The sequence below is a fragment of the Sphaerospermopsis reniformis genome (assembly GCF_005402885.1).
Classification (GTDB): domain Bacteria; phylum Cyanobacteriota; class Cyanobacteriia; order Cyanobacteriales; family Nostocaceae; genus Sphaerospermopsis; species Sphaerospermopsis kisseleviana.
The window spans coordinates 19,985-38,354 of record NZ_BJCE01000022.1 but is presented as its reverse complement, the minus strand read 5'-3'; the positions used below and the strand labels follow the sequence as shown (position 1 = coordinate 38,354).

The 18,370-nt window shown below is 38.8% G+C and carries 16 protein-coding genes; 11 read left to right on the top strand and 5 right to left on the bottom strand.

Annotated elements, in window-relative coordinates; all coding sequences use genetic code 11:
* Positions 1–112: 112 nt before the first annotated feature.
* Positions 113–307, top strand: a complete 195-nt coding sequence (locus FFR48_RS05360) for a hypothetical protein (protein ID WP_137666622.1) — start codon at positions 113–115, stop codon at positions 305–307.
* Positions 288–533 carry an Hfq-related RNA-binding protein gene (locus FFR48_RS05355; protein WP_137666621.1) on the top strand — a complete coding sequence of 82 codons (246 nt, stop codon included), beginning with the start codon at positions 288–290 and terminating at the stop codon, positions 531–533. Before FFR48_RS05360 ends, FFR48_RS05355 begins: the two co-directional genes overlap by 20 nt.
* Before the next feature lie 179 nt (positions 534–712).
* Here FFR48_RS05355 and FFR48_RS05350 read toward each other — a convergent pair whose 3' ends face one another.
* The 3 genes from FFR48_RS05350 to FFR48_RS05340 all read right to left on the bottom strand — a co-directional run bounded on the left by FFR48_RS05350 (position 713) and on the right by FFR48_RS05340 (position 5,199).
* Positions 713–3,028 carry a cation:proton antiporter domain-containing protein gene (locus FFR48_RS05350; RefSeq protein ID WP_137666620.1) on the bottom strand — a complete coding sequence of 772 codons (2,316 nt, stop codon included), beginning with the start codon at positions 3,026–3,028 and terminating at the stop codon, positions 713–715.
* A 244-nt stretch (positions 3,029–3,272) separates the two neighbouring features.
* Entirely contained in the window at positions 3,273–3,737 is a 465-nt protein-coding gene (tsaE, locus tag FFR48_RS05345) for a tRNA (adenosine(37)-N6)-threonylcarbamoyltransferase complex ATPase subunit type 1 TsaE (protein WP_137666625.1), read from the bottom strand.
* Between the two features lie 88 nt (positions 3,738–3,825).
* Positions 3,826–5,199: a gluconeogenesis factor YvcK family protein gene (locus tag FFR48_RS05340; protein WP_096571796.1), complete on the bottom strand. Its 1,374-nt coding sequence runs from the start codon at positions 5,197–5,199 to the stop codon at positions 3,826–3,828.
* Between the two features lie 326 nt (positions 5,200–5,525).
* Between FFR48_RS05340 and ruvC the strand changes: the two genes are divergently transcribed.
* The 6 genes from ruvC (at position 5,526) to FFR48_RS05310 (ending at position 11,106) form a co-directional block, all read left to right on the top strand.
* On the top strand, positions 5,526–6,017 hold the full coding sequence (ruvC, locus tag FFR48_RS05335; RefSeq protein WP_137666619.1) for a crossover junction endodeoxyribonuclease RuvC: 492 nt from the start codon (positions 5,526–5,528) through the stop codon (positions 6,015–6,017).
* A gap of 293 nt (positions 6,018–6,310) precedes the next feature.
* Complete coding sequence (locus FFR48_RS05330; RefSeq protein ID WP_137666618.1) at positions 6,311–6,730, top strand: EVE domain-containing protein; 420 nt, start codon at positions 6,311–6,313, stop codon at positions 6,728–6,730.
* Between the two features lie 31 nt (positions 6,731–6,761).
* Positions 6,762–7,355 carry a cytochrome b/b6 domain-containing protein gene (locus tag FFR48_RS05325; protein WP_137666617.1) on the top strand — a complete coding sequence of 198 codons (594 nt, stop codon included), beginning with the start codon at positions 6,762–6,764 and terminating at the stop codon, positions 7,353–7,355.
* 258 nt (positions 7,356–7,613) lie between these two features.
* Entirely contained in the window at positions 7,614–8,354 is a 741-nt protein-coding gene (locus FFR48_RS05320; RefSeq protein WP_137666616.1) for a molybdopterin-dependent oxidoreductase, read from the top strand.
* Between the two features lie 637 nt (positions 8,355–8,991).
* On the top strand, positions 8,992–10,422 hold the full coding sequence (locus FFR48_RS05315) for a bifunctional orotidine-5'-phosphate decarboxylase/orotate phosphoribosyltransferase (RefSeq protein ID WP_137666615.1): 1,431 nt from the start codon (positions 8,992–8,994) through the stop codon (positions 10,420–10,422).
* 426 nt (positions 10,423–10,848) lie between these two features.
* Entirely contained in the window at positions 10,849–11,106 is a 258-nt protein-coding gene (locus FFR48_RS05310) for a hypothetical protein (protein WP_096571802.1), read from the top strand.
* On the opposite strand, the gene ggt is transcribed toward FFR48_RS05310, so the two are convergent.
* A complete protein-coding gene (gene ggt / locus FFR48_RS05305) occupies positions 11,103–12,830 on the bottom strand; it encodes a gamma-glutamyltransferase (protein WP_137666614.1) in 1,728 nt (575 codons plus the stop codon). The two genes, FFR48_RS05310 and ggt, sit on opposite strands and share 4 nt — an antisense overlap.
* A 176-nt stretch (positions 12,831–13,006) precedes the next feature.
* On the opposite strand from ggt, the gene FFR48_RS05300 reads away from it, so the two are divergent.
* The 3 genes from FFR48_RS05300 to modB all read left to right on the top strand — a co-directional run bounded on the left by FFR48_RS05300 (position 13,007) and on the right by modB (position 16,804).
* Entirely contained in the window at positions 13,007–14,161 is a 1,155-nt protein-coding gene (locus tag FFR48_RS05300) for an AAA family ATPase (protein WP_137666613.1), read from the top strand.
* Positions 14,158–14,763, top strand: coding sequence for a DUF4276 family protein (locus tag FFR48_RS05295; protein ID WP_137666612.1), 606 nt, complete (start codon positions 14,158–14,160; stop codon positions 14,761–14,763). The genes FFR48_RS05300 and FFR48_RS05295 overlap by 4 nt, the downstream gene beginning before the upstream one ends.
* A 232-nt stretch (positions 14,764–14,995) precedes the next feature.
* The gene (modB, locus tag FFR48_RS05290; protein WP_137666611.1) at positions 14,996–16,804 is read left to right on the top strand and encodes a molybdate ABC transporter permease subunit; all 1,809 of its coding nucleotides are present in this window, start codon (positions 14,996–14,998) and stop codon (positions 16,802–16,804) included.
* A gap of 125 nt (positions 16,805–16,929) precedes the next feature.
* Here modB and mltA read toward each other — a convergent pair whose 3' ends face one another.
* Complete coding sequence (gene mltA / locus FFR48_RS05285; RefSeq protein WP_137666610.1) at positions 16,930–18,201, bottom strand: murein transglycosylase A; 1,272 nt, start codon at positions 18,199–18,201, stop codon at positions 16,930–16,932.
* Positions 18,202–18,370: the final 169 nt, after the last annotated feature.

Sequence of the window (18,370 nt, the reverse complement as noted above, 5' to 3'; positions counted from 1 at the left end):
AAGGGGAAGGTAGGTCAGCAGAGTGGAGTGGAGAGAACACACTAACAAGATGGGAATAAAATTTATCGGATTGGAGTGCCGAAATGCCCTGAGCCGAGGGGAAAGACTCCAGATGAAGATCGCTAGGCAACACACCCGAGACCGCCGTCCCCAGTCCCCGGGCCCCAGTCCCCCGTACCAGGTCCCCAGTTGCCAGTCCCCAGTCCCCAGTCCCCAGTCACCAGTCCCCAGTCCCCAGTCACCAGTCCCCAGTCCCCAGTCACCTATTCCCTATTCCCTCATAAAAAATGCCAGCAACAGAATTTGACACTACCCTACCTAGCATTAGACAATTACAAAATTGGATCAAGCAAAAAGCCACCGTTGAATTTAAACTGATGACTGGTGATGTCATCGTCGGTAAGGTTTTTTGGCAAGATATCAATTGTGTATCTATTGTAGATGCTAACAACGAGCAAATAAGCGTTTGGAAAATGGCGATCGCTTATATGAAAGTTCGCAGTGATGCAGTTGTAGAAAGAGATTTTAAGTAAGTCGGCACAAAAAAACAAGTTATATAACAAAATTTAAAATGCCTAAAAACCTCTTCCCTCCTGCCTTCTGGCTCCTGCCTTGCGACAACGATAAATTTCAACGCCTATCTACTTAGTTCCCAGAGAAGCTAGAGTTGAAGTTGCCAAGATCGATTCATAAGGTTAGGCGAACAACTTGATCATTGCAACTCTGTGATAGTTTCTACCTCTTCATTTTTAACACTGGGAATTGCTAAGGGTAGTTCACAAGCAGTAGTAAAAAATTGTTGCAGCTGATTGAGTCTGGAAAAGCTACCGCACAGCAGCACTTGATCGCCTGTTTTCAATTCGATGTTGCCATGAGGAAAGCGGATAAACTTGCCATCTCGCCGAATTGCTGGCACTTTTACCACATAATGTTCATCATAGGTACAATCTGCCAAATTTTTACCCAAAAAAGTACAGTTAGCTTGAACTGTCACCCACTGACAAGCGTTAGTTTCTTCGGGAACAGCTGCATTACCCTTAGCAAATTCTGCCAAAGCTGCTAATTCTTTACTTGCACCTACAACTAACAGGCGATCGCCAGTTTCTAACCTCACCTGACCATCAGGATAATCAATTTCTGTCCCATCAGCACGACGAATAGCCATTAAACTCACCCCGATCAGATAGCGCATATCCGCTTCTTCTAAAGTCATCCCAATTAAAGGTGACTCATCAGGTAAATCATACCAACGTCGGTTTAAATCACGGGTAACTTGCTGTAAATGTTGGGAAACTTCCGCAGCAGAACGTTCAGGACGCAAATCTAAATAATGATCCTTACGAATATCCTGCATTTTCCGTTGTACCACCTCTGGCAATAATCCCGCATCGGTAAGTAAATAGGTGGCCATTTCCAGACTCGCTTCAAATTCTGGTTGTACAACTTCCTTAGCACCCAGTTGATAAAGCACTTCAATATTTTTATCTTGGGTAGCACGGACCACTAAATCTAATTCTGGGGATATCTCCAAAGCCCGTTTCAAGCATAGACGAATACTAGCAGGATCAGGAAGAGCGATCGCCATCCCTTGAGCATGATTTACCCCAGCAGTTTCCAACACATGAAAACTCACTGCATTACCATATACATAAGGTATACCCGCTTCCCGTAACTGTTGAATCCTACTTTCAGACTGATCAATAACGACTACAGGCAAATCATGTAACTGCAATAACCGTACCAAATTTTTACCAATGCGACCATAACCACAAACCACTATATGATCTTTCCGGGGTAAGTCTTCCGCAAAATCTCGCGCTTGTTCTTCCACCAAATAAGGTTTTAACCAAGGCATGGACTCCGCAAAATTAAATAACAATGGTACTAACCGCAACACAAAGGGAGTCAACATTAAAGTAACCGCAGTCGTTCCCAAAGTTAATAAATATATTCTCCGGGAAACCAACCCCAAAGCCTGACCTTCACTAGCTAAAACAAAGGAAAATTCCCCAATTTGCGCTAAACCCAACCCTGCAATTAAAGCTGTTTTTAACGGATAGCGGAATAATTTAACCAAAGGTGTGATGATCAGGAACTTACCCAAAAACACCAAAACCACCAAACCCAATATCACATCTAGGTTTTGCCACAAAAACACCGGATCAATCAACATTCCAATCGCAGCAAAAAACAAACTCGCAAAGATATCCCGCAACGGTTCAACAATGGTTAAAGTTTCATCAGCGTATTCCACTTCAGAAATCATCAAACCCGCTACAAACGCCCCCATTTCAATAGAAAGACCCAAATATTCAGTTAGCAGGGCAATACATAAACATAACGTGACAACACCCAGCAAAAATAATTCTCTGCTTTCTGTGCGGGCTAATAATCGCAACAACGGCGGAATTAACCAAATACCAGCAACCACCGCACCCGCAGCAAATAAACCAATGCGTACCAAAGCTGTAAAGACTGCTAAACCAATCGCTTCCCCTGGTTCATGGAGTGCGGGTAATACAGCCAGCATCAATCCCAATGCTAAGTCCTGAACAACGAGAATACCCAGCATGACCTGGCCGTGGGGGGTTTCTGTCTCGTTGCGTTCCATCAAACATTTGAGAACTACCGCAGTAGAAGACAGGGAGAGAATTGATCCTAAAAATACACCTTTAGCTGGTAATGTTCCCCAAGTACCTGTAACACCACAAACTAATACAGTGATAAGAATAGTGAGAATAATTTGTAATCCTCCACCGCCCAAAGCTATAGCTTTCACCTTTTTCAGTTCCGCTAAGGAAAATTCAACTCCTAAAGCAAAGAGTAAAAAAGCTACACCAAACTGCGCCAAGGTTTCAACTTGGACAACTTCTTTAATTAATCCCAGTCCTGCTGGTCCAACTATCATCCCCCCGATGAGATATCCCAGCAAAACGGGTTGTTTTAACAATGCGGCCAGTAGTCCACCACAAGCAGCGACAGCGAACACCGAAACCAAATCAACAATTAACCGAAAGTCCTCTTGCACCAGCTTTAATAAGAAATATAAAGTTTATTAATTTTAGTCTACAGAGTTTTTACTTTTTGGGGAAAGGGTGGAAGGGGAGGAATTTTTGTTTAGGCTCACGCAGAGTCGCAGAGTCGCAGAAAGTTGATAAGAGCTTTAGTTTATTTATGAGAAAGGGGAAAAAGTTTTGCTGCTTGTTTATTGAGAATGGAGAAGGTTTATTCTCAATAATCTTGAGAATGATATAATCAGATATTGATAACAATTAAAGAAGACGGTGTACCAATAGGTTCTCAAAATCACGGTCAACCTCAATAATCTCCGCTTGACGAGTACCATTGTCACCATGAGTTAAACATACCTTTAAATAACTATCTGGTAGATATGGCATTCTTTCCGCCCATTCAATAGCCACAATACCAGGTGTTACTTCTATACCTTCCCAATAGCTTTCTAAATTTAAGCCTGTCACCTCTTGAGGTTCTAAACGATACAAATCTAAGTGATAAAGAGGGATGCGTCCTTCTGTGTATTCATTAATCAGGGTAAAAGTAGGACTAACAATAGATTCAGTGATACCTAAACCCTGACCAATACCTTGAACTAAGGTAGTTTTACCCGCACCCAAGTCACCTTCTAATAAAATCACACTACCAGCAGTTAGGTTTTTCCCCAAATTAATACCTAGTTGCTGTGTGGCTTTTGTATCAGGAAGAAAGATTGTAGTCATTGGTAATTGGTAATTGGTAATTGGTAATTGGTAATGGGGAAAAATAAAATTGATTACCCAGTACCCAGTCCCCAGTCCCCAGTCCCCATTACTTCCCATGTTGCGCTCCACTGTACCATTTCAATAACACCTTAGCTAGTTTTCGGGGATCGTGGCGGACAAAACCAGTTTCATCTTCGTGTAAAACGTTAGCGGGGACTAAGCGCCGTCCTAACTGAGTAACTGCTTCTCTGTCTAGGAAAACGGGATGGGAATTTTGTTGGGCGTAACGGATTAATGCTTGGGCTGATGGGGTTTTGCGATGTACGAGTACAGCATCAAAAAGTTTTCTGTCACCAGCAGCTTTATCAATGGCTTGGATATGTTCAGCAACGGTATAGCCCTCTGTTTCTCCCGGTTGGGTCATAATATTGCAAATATAAATGCGGGGAATTTTTGTAGCCGCGATCGCATCGGCTATTTCTGGTACTAATAAATTGGGAATTAAGCTAGTATACAAACTACCAGGACCAATAATAATGTAATCAGCATCTTTAATTGCCTTAATTGCTGCGGGTAAAGCGGGAGGATTTTCGGGAATACAGCCAATTTTAATGATTTTTCCGCCGGCTTTGGGAATACTAGACTCACCTTCAATTCTGCGCCCATCTGCCATTTCTGCCCACAGACGTACATCACTAAGAGTTGCTGGTAAAACTTGTCCCCTCACAGCTAACACCTTGGAACTAGCAGCAACAGCCCTTTCTAAGTCCCCAGTAATATCAGTCATGGCAGTTAAAAACAAGTTACCAAAACTGTGACCTGTTAAACCATCCCCAGCGCGAAAACGATATTGGAATAATTCAGTTAATAACTTTTCTTCATCTGCTAATGCAGCTAAACAATTGCGAATATCCCCAGGAGGTAAAACGCCAAATTCCTGCCGCAACCTGCCAGAAGAACCACCATCATCAGCGACTGTGACAATAGCAGTAATATTAGCACTATAGGTTTTTAAGCCCCGGAGTAAAGTAGAAAGTCCAGTACCGCCACCAATAACTACAATTTTTGGACCCCGGTATAAACGACGATGTGCCAATAGAACATCTATCAGTTCTTCTTCATCACCTTGAGGTCTTAAAACCTCTGTAATTGAACCTACAGTACGGGATTGTCCCCACAATAACAACAGCACACCCAGCAGCAACACCAAAGGTCCGCTGACATAGTTGGGTAAGATGTTGGTGAGGAAACCCAACAAACCTTTAAGAAATTCCAATGTCCAAAAAATTGGGGTTAGCTTAATCCAAATAGCTAACCCCAAACTTGCCAATAAGAAACCTCCTACACTGACTAGAAACCAGCGTTTTACTGATATTCCAGGGGATAACCACTTAAACCACTGGTTAACGCGGTGGGAAGTGCGGCTGTGTGACTGAAGTTGTATGGCGTTGAGGGCTTGTTTAAGAAAACCGATTGACATACCTAATAGGGAACTGTGGTAGAAACAATATTTAAAAGCAAATGTACACTAACAGGGACTGGGGACTGGTGACTGGGGACTGGTGACTGGTGAAAAATATTTACCTCCTGCCTTCTGCCTTCTGCCTTCTGCCTTCTGCCTCCTGACTCCTGACTCCTGACTCCTGACTCCTGACTCCTGACTTCTGCCTCCTGAAAGTGCTTATTTCTTCATGATTGGCGATCGCTAACCGGAAAGTGCAGATTAAGTATAGTAGGAGTCGGGTGTTAGAAATCGAGAATCATAGTTAATTTGATGGAAATTTAGAGAAAATTAGCCAAAATTTTATGGAAAAACGAATTTTAGGATTAGATCCAGGTTTAGCTATTGTGGGATTTGGTGCAATTACGTTACAGCAAACTCAAGGTAAAGTACAAGACTTTTCTGTAAAGATGCTAGATTTTGGTGTAATTCGCACGTCTTCAGATATGGAAATGAGTCAGCGACTAGCTACTTTATTTGATGATTTAAACACCCTAATTGACGATTTACAACCGGATTTAGTGGCAATTGAAAAATTATTCTTCTATCGTATGGCCAACACTATTTTAGTGGCACAGGCTAGGGGTGTATTAATGTTGGTTTTGGGGCAGCGCAAACTTCCTTATGTAGAGTTTGCCCCTCCGCAAATTAAGCAAGCGTTAACAAATTATGGTAAAGCAGATAAGGAAGAAGTCCAGGAAGCGGTGATGCGGGAGTTAGATTTAGAGGAAATGCCTAAGCCTGATGATGCAGCAGATGCTTTGGCGGTGGCTTTGACTGCTGCGTTTCAGTTGTAATCATTTCCGTTTGACTAAGTTTGATTAATGAGTATATCTGTTAGGGCAGGAAATAGGGAATAGGAAATAGGAAATAGGGGAAGGAAAAAAATTATTTTCAGTAATTAGCTGAAGATGATATCAATGGCGATAAAATTTACATTGATTGATATAGCTGTAGCCAGGGTAATTAGAACATTATCAATGATGGAAACCTAGAAATAACAAGGATTTCACTAAGGATTTCACTATTGCCTTTTGCCTTTTGCCTCTTGCCTGCTGCTATAAAGAGTGATAACCATAGATAAAAGTACATGAATTACTGGCTATTTCAAGGCAACCCCAAATATTACAAAGTTGTAGAAGCTATTCAAGGCTTTGAGCAAATGCCCTGGTTAGTGACTCGCTACGCTAAAGATATCGCTATAGGTGATGGTGTGATCATTTGGGTATCTGGTACACAAGCGGGAATTTATGCCATAGCAGAAATAACTGAATCTGCCAAATTTATCACCGAAATACCAGATAAAAAATATTGGTCTGATTCTACCCGTGCTTTGGGTAAGCAACAAGCAATAATTCGCTTTACAAATAAACTCATAGAACGCCCTTTATTAAAAACCAGTTTACAACAAGATCCTATTCTTAAAAGTTTGCTGGTAATTCGCGCTCCTAACTCCACTAATTTTAAAGTCACTTCGGAAGAATGGTTAAGAGTGCAGGAATTAATTTAATAATTCAGGATTCAGGATTCAGAATATTGGTATGAATTATCAAGCAAAACCCCCCAAATTACCCACCCAAGCCATAGCCGCTAAAATCTTCCACTCTATTAATATCATTAGCCTGTTTTTAATGATTACCAGTGGATTACAAATTTACAACGCTAACCCCGTTTTTGGTGGCCGTGCAGGTTTACATATTCCCCCCATTTTTACTTTAGGTGCTTGGTTAGCAGGAGGTAGACACTGGCATTTTGCAGCTATGTGGCTTTTTTCACTCAATTTTTTATTTTATGGAATTTACATTTTAATTACCCGACGTTGGCAACATAGATTTGTCGGCAGTAATGACATCAAAGCATTACAAAAAACGCAAAATCCTAAGCGTTTAACTTATGCTTGGCATCGGATTATTTACACATCTATTATTCCCATATTAATGTTAGCAATATTAACAGGAATCGGAATGTATAAACCTGCCCAATTTCCCTGGATAGTTGATATGTTTGGAGATTGGCAAGCATTAAGAATCGTACATTTTGCTTCTGTGCCATTGGTGGTAATATTTGTAATTATTCATTGGCGATTAGGACAGAAAGCGGGAGGAGATAAACTAATAGAATCGATGTTTTGGTAATTTTGGAATTAATAATTTAACGCAGATAAACGCAGATAAACACGGGAGCATCCCAATTTTGAAAAAATAACTCCAGCAACATTAAAAAATCTCTTAAAATCTCTTACCTTTGTGTCCTTTGTGTCCTTTGCGCCCTTTGCGGTTCAATCATATCAGAACCTTGGAGCGTTTTATTTCGTTAGTTCAACATAAATTTACACATTTGGGATACTCCCGATGAACACAGATAGTTTTTTAATTAGGGGAAGTTATTAAATCATGAATCATACTCATAAAAAACACCTAATTCATATAGTGAAACCTCGATTTAACCGCCGTAAGTTTTTACAAATATCTGGAATTTCTAGTATAGGTGGTTTACTTAGTGGTTGTGGTACACCAGCATTAGAAGACTTGGTAGGTAAACTTTCAGAACCCTTAAATCAAAAAGTTGAAGAATTAATATTTCAACCCCAGAAACTTGTACCAGAATTTGCTGCTAGTGAAATTCAACCAGCAGCTTTAATCATTAATAGTTTCCGGGGTACACCAATTATTGATATTGATAAATTCCGGTTAATTATTGATGGTGAGGTAAATAATCCCTTAAGTTTAAGTATGGCAGAAATTCAAGCTTTACCATTAACTTCTATGATTATTCGTCATGTATGTGTTGAAGGTTGGGCAGCAATTGTACAATGGGGAGGTATTCGTTTACGTGATTTAATCGCTTTAGCTCAACCCCAAGAAAATGTGAAGTATGCTTATTTTAAATCAGCAGATGGTTATTATGAAAGTTGGGATTTAGCTTCTGCTACCCATCCCCAAACTTTGTTAGCTTATCAAAAAAATGGGGAAAAGTTGCCAATTGAAAATGGCGCTCCTTTGCGTTTAGCTTCTCCTATTAAATTAGGTTATAAACAAAGTAAATGGGTGACAAGCGTGACTTTAACTAGCCAGTTATCAGCTTTTAAAGGTTATTGGGAAGATCAGGGTTATGAATGGTTTGCGGGATTGTGAACACATATTAAGATTATTGACACTCTCCGGGCTGAAGCCACGGAGATTCTTGGTTCAATGAGTCCACTTAGATTAGATCCCTTGCGGTGTCTAACAAGCGGGGTGGTTCTCTCCCCAAGCGTTAACTTAGGGAATGCCCTTCCCTAGTTGGATTACTCCAAATTTTGTTTGAGTTTAAATTCTGTGTCGTGTTTCGACTACTTCGACTTACTTCGACTTACTTCGACTTACTTCGACTGCGCCCTTCGACGCCGCCCTTCGACACCGCCCTTCGACACCGCTCAGGACAGGCTCAGGACGGGCTCAGTACAAGTCGCTCAGTACAAGTCGCTCAGTACAAGTCGCTCAGTACAAGTGCGCTCAACACAAGTCTAGCACCTGTAAATCTTTTACCTACTTCCAGGAGGCACTAGAACTACGAAGTAGAACCCCATAGATTTAGTTGTCAAGGTACAGATTGCCGTTAGGCAGTTAGGTTTTTATACAGGTTGATTACCGTTCCTGTGAGAATGATTATAGCACAGAGGCGTAAACGCCTCCTTATGCTTTCATCCCTTGCCTCAAGGACGGTTAAGAGTCAAACTCAACTTATGCTACAATTATTTAATTCAAAATCAAATTACTGAAAAAATTAAACATGAATTTTTTTGATAAGTTAAATACGACCATTGTCCAAAATCAAAGTTTACTATTTGTGGGACTTGATCCAAATCCTGAGATGATTCCAGCCCGTTATCAATCATCTGATTTAATTACAGGTTTAGAAAGTTGGTTGCAATTTATGATTGCGGAAACGGCTGATTTTGTCTGTGCTTATAAACCAACTTTGGGTTTTTATCAGGTTTTGGGTGTGCCGGGTTTAGAGTTGTTAATGAGAATTTTAAAATCTATTCCTAGTCACATTCCTATTATTTTAGATGCTAAACATAGTGATTTAAATACTAGCAGTGTTTTCGCCCATTCAATATTTACAGAATGGCAGGTAGACGCGGTTACTCTTAGTCCCTATACTGGTCAGGATCATGTTGCACCTTTTTTAGTTTATCCTGATAAATCTGTATTTATTTTATGTTGTACTTCTAATCCTGGTGCTGCCACTGTACAACAATATCCTCATAATTCACCGCTTTATTTACAGGTTGTTCAAGAATCAAAAACTTGGGGAACTCCTGAACAATTATGTTTAGAAGTGGGAACTACAAATGCAGAAGTTTTAAAATCTATTCGTTCTCTTGCTCCCGAAAGAATTATTATGGCACGGAGTATTTGGGCTGGGGAAGGTAATATTAAACAAATTTTGGCAGCAGGTTTAAATGCTAACGGTGATGGTTTGTTAATACCTGTTTCTCAAGATATGTTAGGAAGTGCAAATCTATCTGAAGAAATTCAATTTTTACGCAGAGAGATTAATGAATTTAGAGGTGAATTTATCCATGATGCTTCTAGTTGTGAAGTTTGGTTTTCTGATGTTGATGTGCAAGATAAACATCCTCATCAAGATTTGATTTTACAACTTTTTGATATTGGTTGTATTATGTTTGGGGAATTTGTCCAAGCTTCAGGGGCGACTTTTCCTTATTACATTGATTTACGGAAAATAATTTCTAATCCCCAAGTTTTTAATCAGGTGCTTAGTGCTTATGAGGAGATTTTAAAAAATCTAACTTTTGATAGGTTGGCTGGTATTCCTTATGGTTCTTTACCTACTGCAACTGGTTTATCTTTAAGGTTGCATTGTCCGATGATTTTTCCCCGTAAAGAAGTTAAAGCACATGGTACGCGCAGAGTCATTGAAGGTAACTTCCATCCTGGCGAAACGGTTGCAGTGGTTGATGATATTCTGATCAGTGGCAAAAGTGTGATGGAAGGAGCAGAAAAGATTCAATCTGTGGGATTAAAGGTTAATGATATTGTGGTTTTTATTGATCATGAAAAGGGTGTTAAAGATAGATTAAAAGCAAATGGTTATTGTGGTCATTCGGTTTTAACTATTTCGGAAATTGTGACTACTCTACACGAAGTAGGCAGAATAAATGATGAACAATTGTTAGCTTTTAGGGAAAGTTAGTTGGTAAGGAGTCAGGAGTCAGGAGTCAGGAGTGATCATATTCCATAAAAGTTGGGGATCTTATTCTCTACTCCCTAGCTATATCCTTATATCTGTGAAAAGAAAAACTTATGGGTGATTTTTGGATCTTTTTGGAAAAATCGTAGTGTTTGTTACATACAGTCACAAAAACGATGGTTAACATTAAAAAAATCTTGTACTGGAAGAAAACATTTTGAGAACAACCTTTTTGTTCTGTGTTTGTCTTCTCATCTCGCGGAAAACCGCATATAGGAGTCTATCTTCTTCAGAAATTTACTTGAGTTTAATAATATCAAATTCCTCTAGTCTAATCTTTTAGACTCATAATTTCTCTCACAAAAATGAGGCAGGTATTAACACAATCCTGTCTTAATGCAACATAAGCTAAACGCAAAGGAGTTTACCATGCAACGACAAATGTGCTGGTTATCTAAGTCTGGTGATGATGGTGAAAAAATCTTACATTTGCAGACTTCTCCTGGTCAACCTTGGCGGCCTTATACGGCGTTTCCTCAATTTTCTGTTCCTGATTATCAAATACCCGGTGGTTCTAAGGGTTGGGCAACTTATCAAAAATTGCTGAAAGCGGGCTGGACATTAGTTCCTAGCGCACGGGCAAATGAGTTTAGCGATAATTTTGCAGAATCAATGGTGCAATATTAATAACTACTAGCTGAACCTTCACCACGGGGATCTGCGGCTCCCTCTAATGTATCATTTTCTGTAACTGCGATCGCATTTGCATTACCCCAAGGTGCAGTTTCTTTGATTTTGTGTCCCCGACGACGTAAGTCTTGCAAGGTTAACGCATCTAAACCCCAAGACTGGACAAGTAACACATCGGGTAGCCACTGATGATGTATGCGTGGGACGGAAACGGCTGCACCCACATCCATTTTGTATTCCAAAACGTTGAGTATTATTTGCAATACTTGGGTGATGATGGTGCTACCACCGGGAGAACCGACGGCTAAACGCAAGCGGTTGTTTTCGGTGACGATAGTGGGTGTCATACTGGATAGGGGTGTTTTCCGGGGGGCGATGCTGTTAGCTTCGTTACCAACTAACCCAAAGGCGTTTGGTACTCCTGGTGCGGCTGCAAAGTCATCCATTTCATTATTTAACACTATTCCTGTTCCTGGTGTGACTATTCCCGCACCAAAACCTAAGTTAATGGTGAAGGTTAAACTAACGGCGTTTCTGTCTGCGTCAACTACGTTTAAATGACTGGTTTCTGTTTTTTCAGGAATTGTTGTTGTTTTCAATCCTGGTTTTATTTCTGTTGATGGTATCGCCTTTTTCATGTTAATTTGTTGGCGACGTTTTTGGGCGTAATTTTTGCTAATTAGTTCAGAAACGGGGACTTGAACAAAATCAGGATCACCTAAATATTTGGCGCGATCGCTATAAGCAATTTTCATACTTTCTACCATTAAATGGATCGCGTCTGGGTGATTCCATCCTAATGATTTTAAGTCTGTGTCACCAATAATATTTAACATTTGTAATAAATGTACACCACCTGATGATGGAGGTGGCATAGAACAAACTCTTGCTGTTCGGAAGTTGCCACAAACAGGATCGCGCCAAATTGGTTGATATTGCTTTAAATCTTCCAGAGTAATTAAACCGCCATTTTTTGCCATATCATCAGCGATAAGTTTGGCAATTTTTCCAGTGTAAAAACTTTGAGGATTTTCAGAAATTTCTGTTAAAGTTTTTGCTAAATCACTTTGAATTAATCTTTCCCCTGGTTGATAATATTCACCGTTGCGAGTGAAGATTTTACTGGCTGCTGGGTTGTTGAGAATTTTAGGTTTACGGTCTTGAAAACGGGAGAGAGAAAGCCAAGAAACTCTATTACTGATAATAAAACCATTTTTAGCCAGTGCAATTGATGGTTTAACAACTTCTTGCCAAGGTAACTTGCCATAACGACGATGTACTTCATACATACCCGCTACAGTTCCGGGAGTTGCTACTGCTAAATAACCGTTGGTACTTGCACCGGGAATTACTTTACCATCAGCATCTAAATACATATTTTTTGTTGCTTTGATGGGTGCGCGTTCCCGAAAATCTAAAGCTTTAATTTCTCCGGTTTTTTGAGAATGAAATAGTAGGAAACCACCGCCACCAATACCTGCGGAAAATGGTTCAACTACGGAAATTGCAAAGGTTGTCGCTACTGCTGCATCTACCGCATTTCCGCCTTTTTTTAATATTGAAAGTCCAACTTCACTTGCTAAGGGGTTGGCGGATGTCACCATTGCAGTTTTGCTTTTTACAGGTACGTTGATGGTAGCTGATACTGCTTGGGTGGTGAGGATAGCAGTCAGGGAGATGAAAGAGATGATGAGGTTTTGGGTTTTGGTTATGGTGCGCATTTTTATGATGGGTTAAGTAGTGACAAAAACATAAATTTATAAAGATTTATTAAAAATTCAGCATTATTTTGAACAGAGATGTTTTAAGTATGATGTAATTATTACATTGAAAAAGGACAAAAATCAGTCAAATGCTAAAATAATATTGATTTATGGTTATTGGCAAGAGTTAAATTATGAACTCATTTGAACGTATAACTATTGAAGGATACCGTCGCTTATTTAATGTACAACTAGATATGCGAGATCGTCCTCTTACAGTCATGATTGGTGCTAATGGTGCAGGTAAAACTTCTTTATTAGAAATTTTTTCACTTTTAGCAGCATCAGCAAATGCTCAATTAGCAAATAAAATTTCAGAATTAGGTGGACTACCTGATATTGTTACTCGTGATAGAGCTAATAGTATAATCATTTCTTTGTCCATGAGTGTACCAGGGTATGCACCACTTAATTACCAACTGGAAGTTGCTCTAAAAGGTTTCACTTATGAAATTGCAATAGAAACACTAACTCAACAAAATAACCCTCATGCTGTAGAGCCATTCAAATATATTGAATCTCGTGGATTGGATGTAAAATATTTTAATACGGAAGACAGAGCATTATTACGCCCAAATTGGGATCATAATCCCTTAGAAACATCTCTTGCTCAAGTTCCCAAAATGTATAAAGCACCGGAAACGCTGCGTAAAGAATTAGCATCATGCACATTTTACGGTGCATTGAATGTTGCTCCTAAAAGTCCTGTGCGTTTACCACAGTCAATGCGTCCTGCAACTTTGCCGCGTGCTAATGGTGAAGATTTAGTTTCCTGTCTGTACTATTTACGAGAAACTGAACCAGAACGATTTGAAATTATTGAAGATACCCTTGCTGCGGCTTTTCCAGATTTTGAAAGATTAGGTTTTCCTCCAGTAGCAGCAGGAACTATTACAATGACTTGGAAAGATAAAAATTTTTCTAAGCCTCTTTATATGCACCAACTGTCAGAGGGAACTTTGCGGTTTATTTGGTTAATCACATTGTTGTTAAGTCCTGGTTTAACTGCTGTCACTCTGATCGATGAACCAGAAGTTAGTTTACACCCAGAATTATTAAGATTACTTGCTGATGTGATGCGAGAAGCTTCGCAAAAAACTCAGCTAATTGTTGCCACTCATTCCGATAGATTAATTAGATTTTTGAAACCTGAAGAAGTGTTAGTTTGTGATGCAGAAGATGGTTTAACTACTATGACTTGGGGTGATACTTTTAATTTAGAACATTGGTTAGAAGATTATAGTTTAGATGAACTTTGGGCGATGAATTTAATAGGTGGTCGTCCATGAAGATAGCGATTTTAGTTGAGGGTGCAACGGAAACAGCTTTTAAGCCAGTTTTATTAGATTTTCTTAAATCACGTTTACAACAAATGCCCAAACTCAAGTTTATTCCCCATGATGGAAGAGTTCCTAAAGGAGATAAACTTAAAAGAATTGTTGAAAATTTATTGATAGGTAAAGATGCTTTTAATGCGGTAATTGCTTTAACTGATGTTTATACAGGAACAAATGATTTTCAAGATGGGGCAGATGCTAAAGCGAAAATGCGAGAATGGGTAGGTAATAATCCTAATTTTTATCCCCATGTAGCGCAATATGATTTTGAAGCTTGGTTATTACCCTATTGGTCAACAATTCAGAAATTAGCAAAATCTAACAAGTCAGCACCAGCAGGTTTACCGGAAAAGGTAAATCATGGAAATCCACCATCTTATAGAATTAAAGAAGTATTTGAAACTGGTAAATGTCAACGCAGTTATAATAAAATTCGTGATGGTGCGAGAATTTTGAAAGACCAAGATTTAATGGTTTCTGTTAATCAATGTCCTGAATTAAAGGCATTTATCAATACTATTATTGAATTAAGTAAGGGTGATTTAATTCCATGAATTAGGAAATAATGATATTACGAATGGCTTATCTGTTAGCTACCATGCCCGCCCGGAAATGAATTTCCGGTCTCATAGCCAAAGTAAACTAAAGTTTACTAAGGAATTTTCCCATGATTTAGTCATTTTTAGATGACTTTAGCTATTAGCAAGGAAATTAATTTCCCTGCGGGCTTTTAATTTTCCCCTATTCCCTGATATACTACCAACTAAGTTGGAAATATACAGAATTATGCCACAGGACTTATCACCCCTCTGGATATCGCTGAAAACCTCATTTTTAGCGACTTTTATCACCTTCTTTTTCGGTGTTGGTGCTGCTTACTGGATGTTGGGATATCGGGGTAAAGGGAAATCTATAATTGAAGGGATATTCGTTGCACCGCTAATTTTACCGCCTACGGTTGTGGGTTTTTTGCTGCTGCTATTTTTTGGTAAAAATGGTCCTGCTGGTAAATTATTAGAACCTTTTAATGTGACTATTGTATTTACTTGGTATGGTGCGGCGATCGCTGCAATGGTGGTTTCTTTCCCATTAATGTATAAAACTGCGTTGGGTGCTTTTGAACAAATTGATGCTAATTTATTAAGAGTAGCGAGAACTTTAGGCGCTAAGGAATTTACTATATTTTGGCGGGTAAGTTTACCTTTAGCATTTCCTGGTATTTTAGCAGGTGCAACTTTAGCTTTTGCCCGTGCTTTGGGTGAGTTTGGTGCAACTTTGATGTTAGCTGGTAACATTCCTGGACAAACGCAGAATATACCAATGGCGATATATTTTGCTGTGGAAGCTGGGGATATGAATGAAGCTTGGTTTTGGGCAATTATTATTGTTTCAATTTCCTTAACAGGAATTATTTTAACTAACTTCTGGGAAGACCGCAAGCAGAAAATTAGACGCACTAATAAAGCAGAAATTGCAACAATAAAACCAGAAAATCAATCCTTTTCTTTACCTCCTAATTCTTTGACATCTGGTTTATTGATAGATATTGAAAAAAACCTCTCAAGTTTTCATCTGAAAATTGCCTTTAATACGGATAACCAACCTTTAGGTTTATTAGGAAGTTCTGGCGCAGGTAAAAGTATGATTCTCCGGTGTTTAGCTGGAATAGAAACACCAAATAAAGGCAGAATCGTATTAAATAATAGAGTTTTATTTGATTCAGAAAAAGGAATTAATGTTCCTGTTCGTCAACGCAAAATCGGTTTTTTATTTCAAAATTATGCCTTATTTCCTCATCTCACAGTAGCACAAAATATCGCCTTTGGTTTACCTACAGAATTATCAAATGGGAATCTTAAAGTAGAGGTAGAAAAGCAATTAATAGCCATGCACTTAGAGGGTTTAGGTAATCGTTATCCTCACCAACTTTCAGGAGGACAACAACAACGGGTAGCTTTAGCGAGAGCGTTAGCAAGTCAACCAGAAGCTTTACTTTTAGATGAGCCATTTTCTGCCCTGGATACACATTTACGAAGTCAGTTAGAACAACAAATGACAGAAACTTTAGCTGATTATTCTGGTGTGACTTTATTTGTTACTCATAACATGGAAGAAGCCTATAGGTTGTGTCCTAATTTGTTAGTTTTAGAAGACGGAAAAGAAGCACATCATGGTTCTAAATATGAAATTTTCCAACATCCTGCTACTATGAATGTGGCAAAAATTACAGGATGTAAAAATTTTTCTCGCGCTGTTGTTTTGTCATCCCAAAAAGTAGAAGCAATTGATTGGGGTTGTACTTTAGAAGTTGTAGAATCTATTCCTGAAAATTTATCTCATGTTGGGATTCGCGCCCATCAAATTGTGTTTAAGAATGATGCAAATCTGGAAAATACTTTTCCTTGTTGGTTGGTGAGAACTAGCGAAACTCCTCACCGCATGACTTTATTTTTAAAGTTGCATTCTCCAGCGGAAAATGTTCATGATTATCATCTACAAGCAGAAGTTTATAAGGAAAAATGGGTGACAATTAAAGACAAACCTTTTCCTTGGTATGTACATTTAGATCCTGTAAGGTTAATGTTGATGGAGTAGGTTAATTTTCAGATACCCAACTTCTTGGAGAAGTCGGGTATCTTTGGGGGATCTTTGGTAGAAGTAAATATTTCTCACATCTTCCCATTTCTATTTACTGTCACCTGTCACCTGTCACCTATTCCCTATTTCAACAACAAATAAAATAATTGTCCATTGCTGACTGTCACACCAGCGCGATCGCCAGCAATATCTCCTGTTCCCAAGTAATAATCTACTCTACCTGGTCCTTTAATTGCACCACCTGTATCTTGATCTAATACAAAACGGCTAACTGTCCGATTTTCCAATTCTCCGTTATTTTTAACAAAAGGAAAAGGTGCGCGAATTAAAGCTAAAGCACCAGGAGGCATTAAAGATTTATCGGTAGCTATAGAACGTTCTGGAGTCAGAGGTACACCAACAGAACCATGTGCCGATCTCCCATAGGTTTCTCTGAAAAAGACAAAGCTATTATTTCTGGGTAAATAAACATTTAAATCTTGGGGATTTTTTTGGAAATACTCAAAAATTGTGGGCATGGTTACGCCATTTTCAGGTAATTTTCCAGCCTCTACTAATGTCCGCCCCAAACTTTTATAATTATGGGCTGTATTCCCAGCATATCCTATACTTGTTTCTGTTCCATCTGTTAATTTTAACCGTGCAGAACCTTGAATTTGAATAATATAAGGTTCAAATCTATCTCTAAACCAAAATAATTCTAAACCTTTTAATTTACTTTGAGAACCTTGTAAACCATCTGCACCTTCTAATTCTAATCGAGTGGGATGAGGTCTAGTCCAAGATTTTAAATCAGGTGGTAAGCGGTAAACAGGATATTTAAATTCTTTGGTTGGTTTTCGACTAGCTAAATATAATGGTTCATAATAGGCAGTAAATAATACAGTACCTTGACTATCTCTGCCTATAGATTGATAATAAACAAACTCTTTTTCAATAGCTGTTTGTAATTCTTGAGGCGAATTAGTTGATAATACTAATTGTCTGAATCTTTGCAAACTACGATAAACACGATCTCTGGTAATTCCAGAAATTTTATATCTTTGATAAGTAGCCGCAGCCCGCCGAGTTCTTAAATATTTTAAACTCTGATCAATAGATTTTATTAATGCTTTTTTATCCGCTATTTCTTCTTGTTCACCATCATAAATCCTTGCATCTAAACAAGAATCATCATTTTCACAACAACCAACCGGTAATCTTTGTACAAGTACAGGTAAATTTTTAGTATTTTCAGTTTTTAAAGCTGTTGGTTTCAACTCTGTGGGTAAATTCCACTTAGTTACTTGACATTCGGGAGGAATTGTGTCTCGATTTTTAATCGCTGGCATTTCCAAGAAAAAAATCGTGAAAAAAAACGGTAAGCTAAAAGTTGTATTAAATATCTTTTTCATGGAATTAATTTATTCTCTTTTATTCTGATTGGAAAATTTTGACAATTATTCTGACTCCTGTACGGGCGAAGTAGGGGCGAAGTAGGGGCGAAGCATTCGGAAAATAGCCTGGTCATAAAATTGATAATTTGTTGCCCGAATGCTTCGCCCTTACAGGAAAATAGCCTTT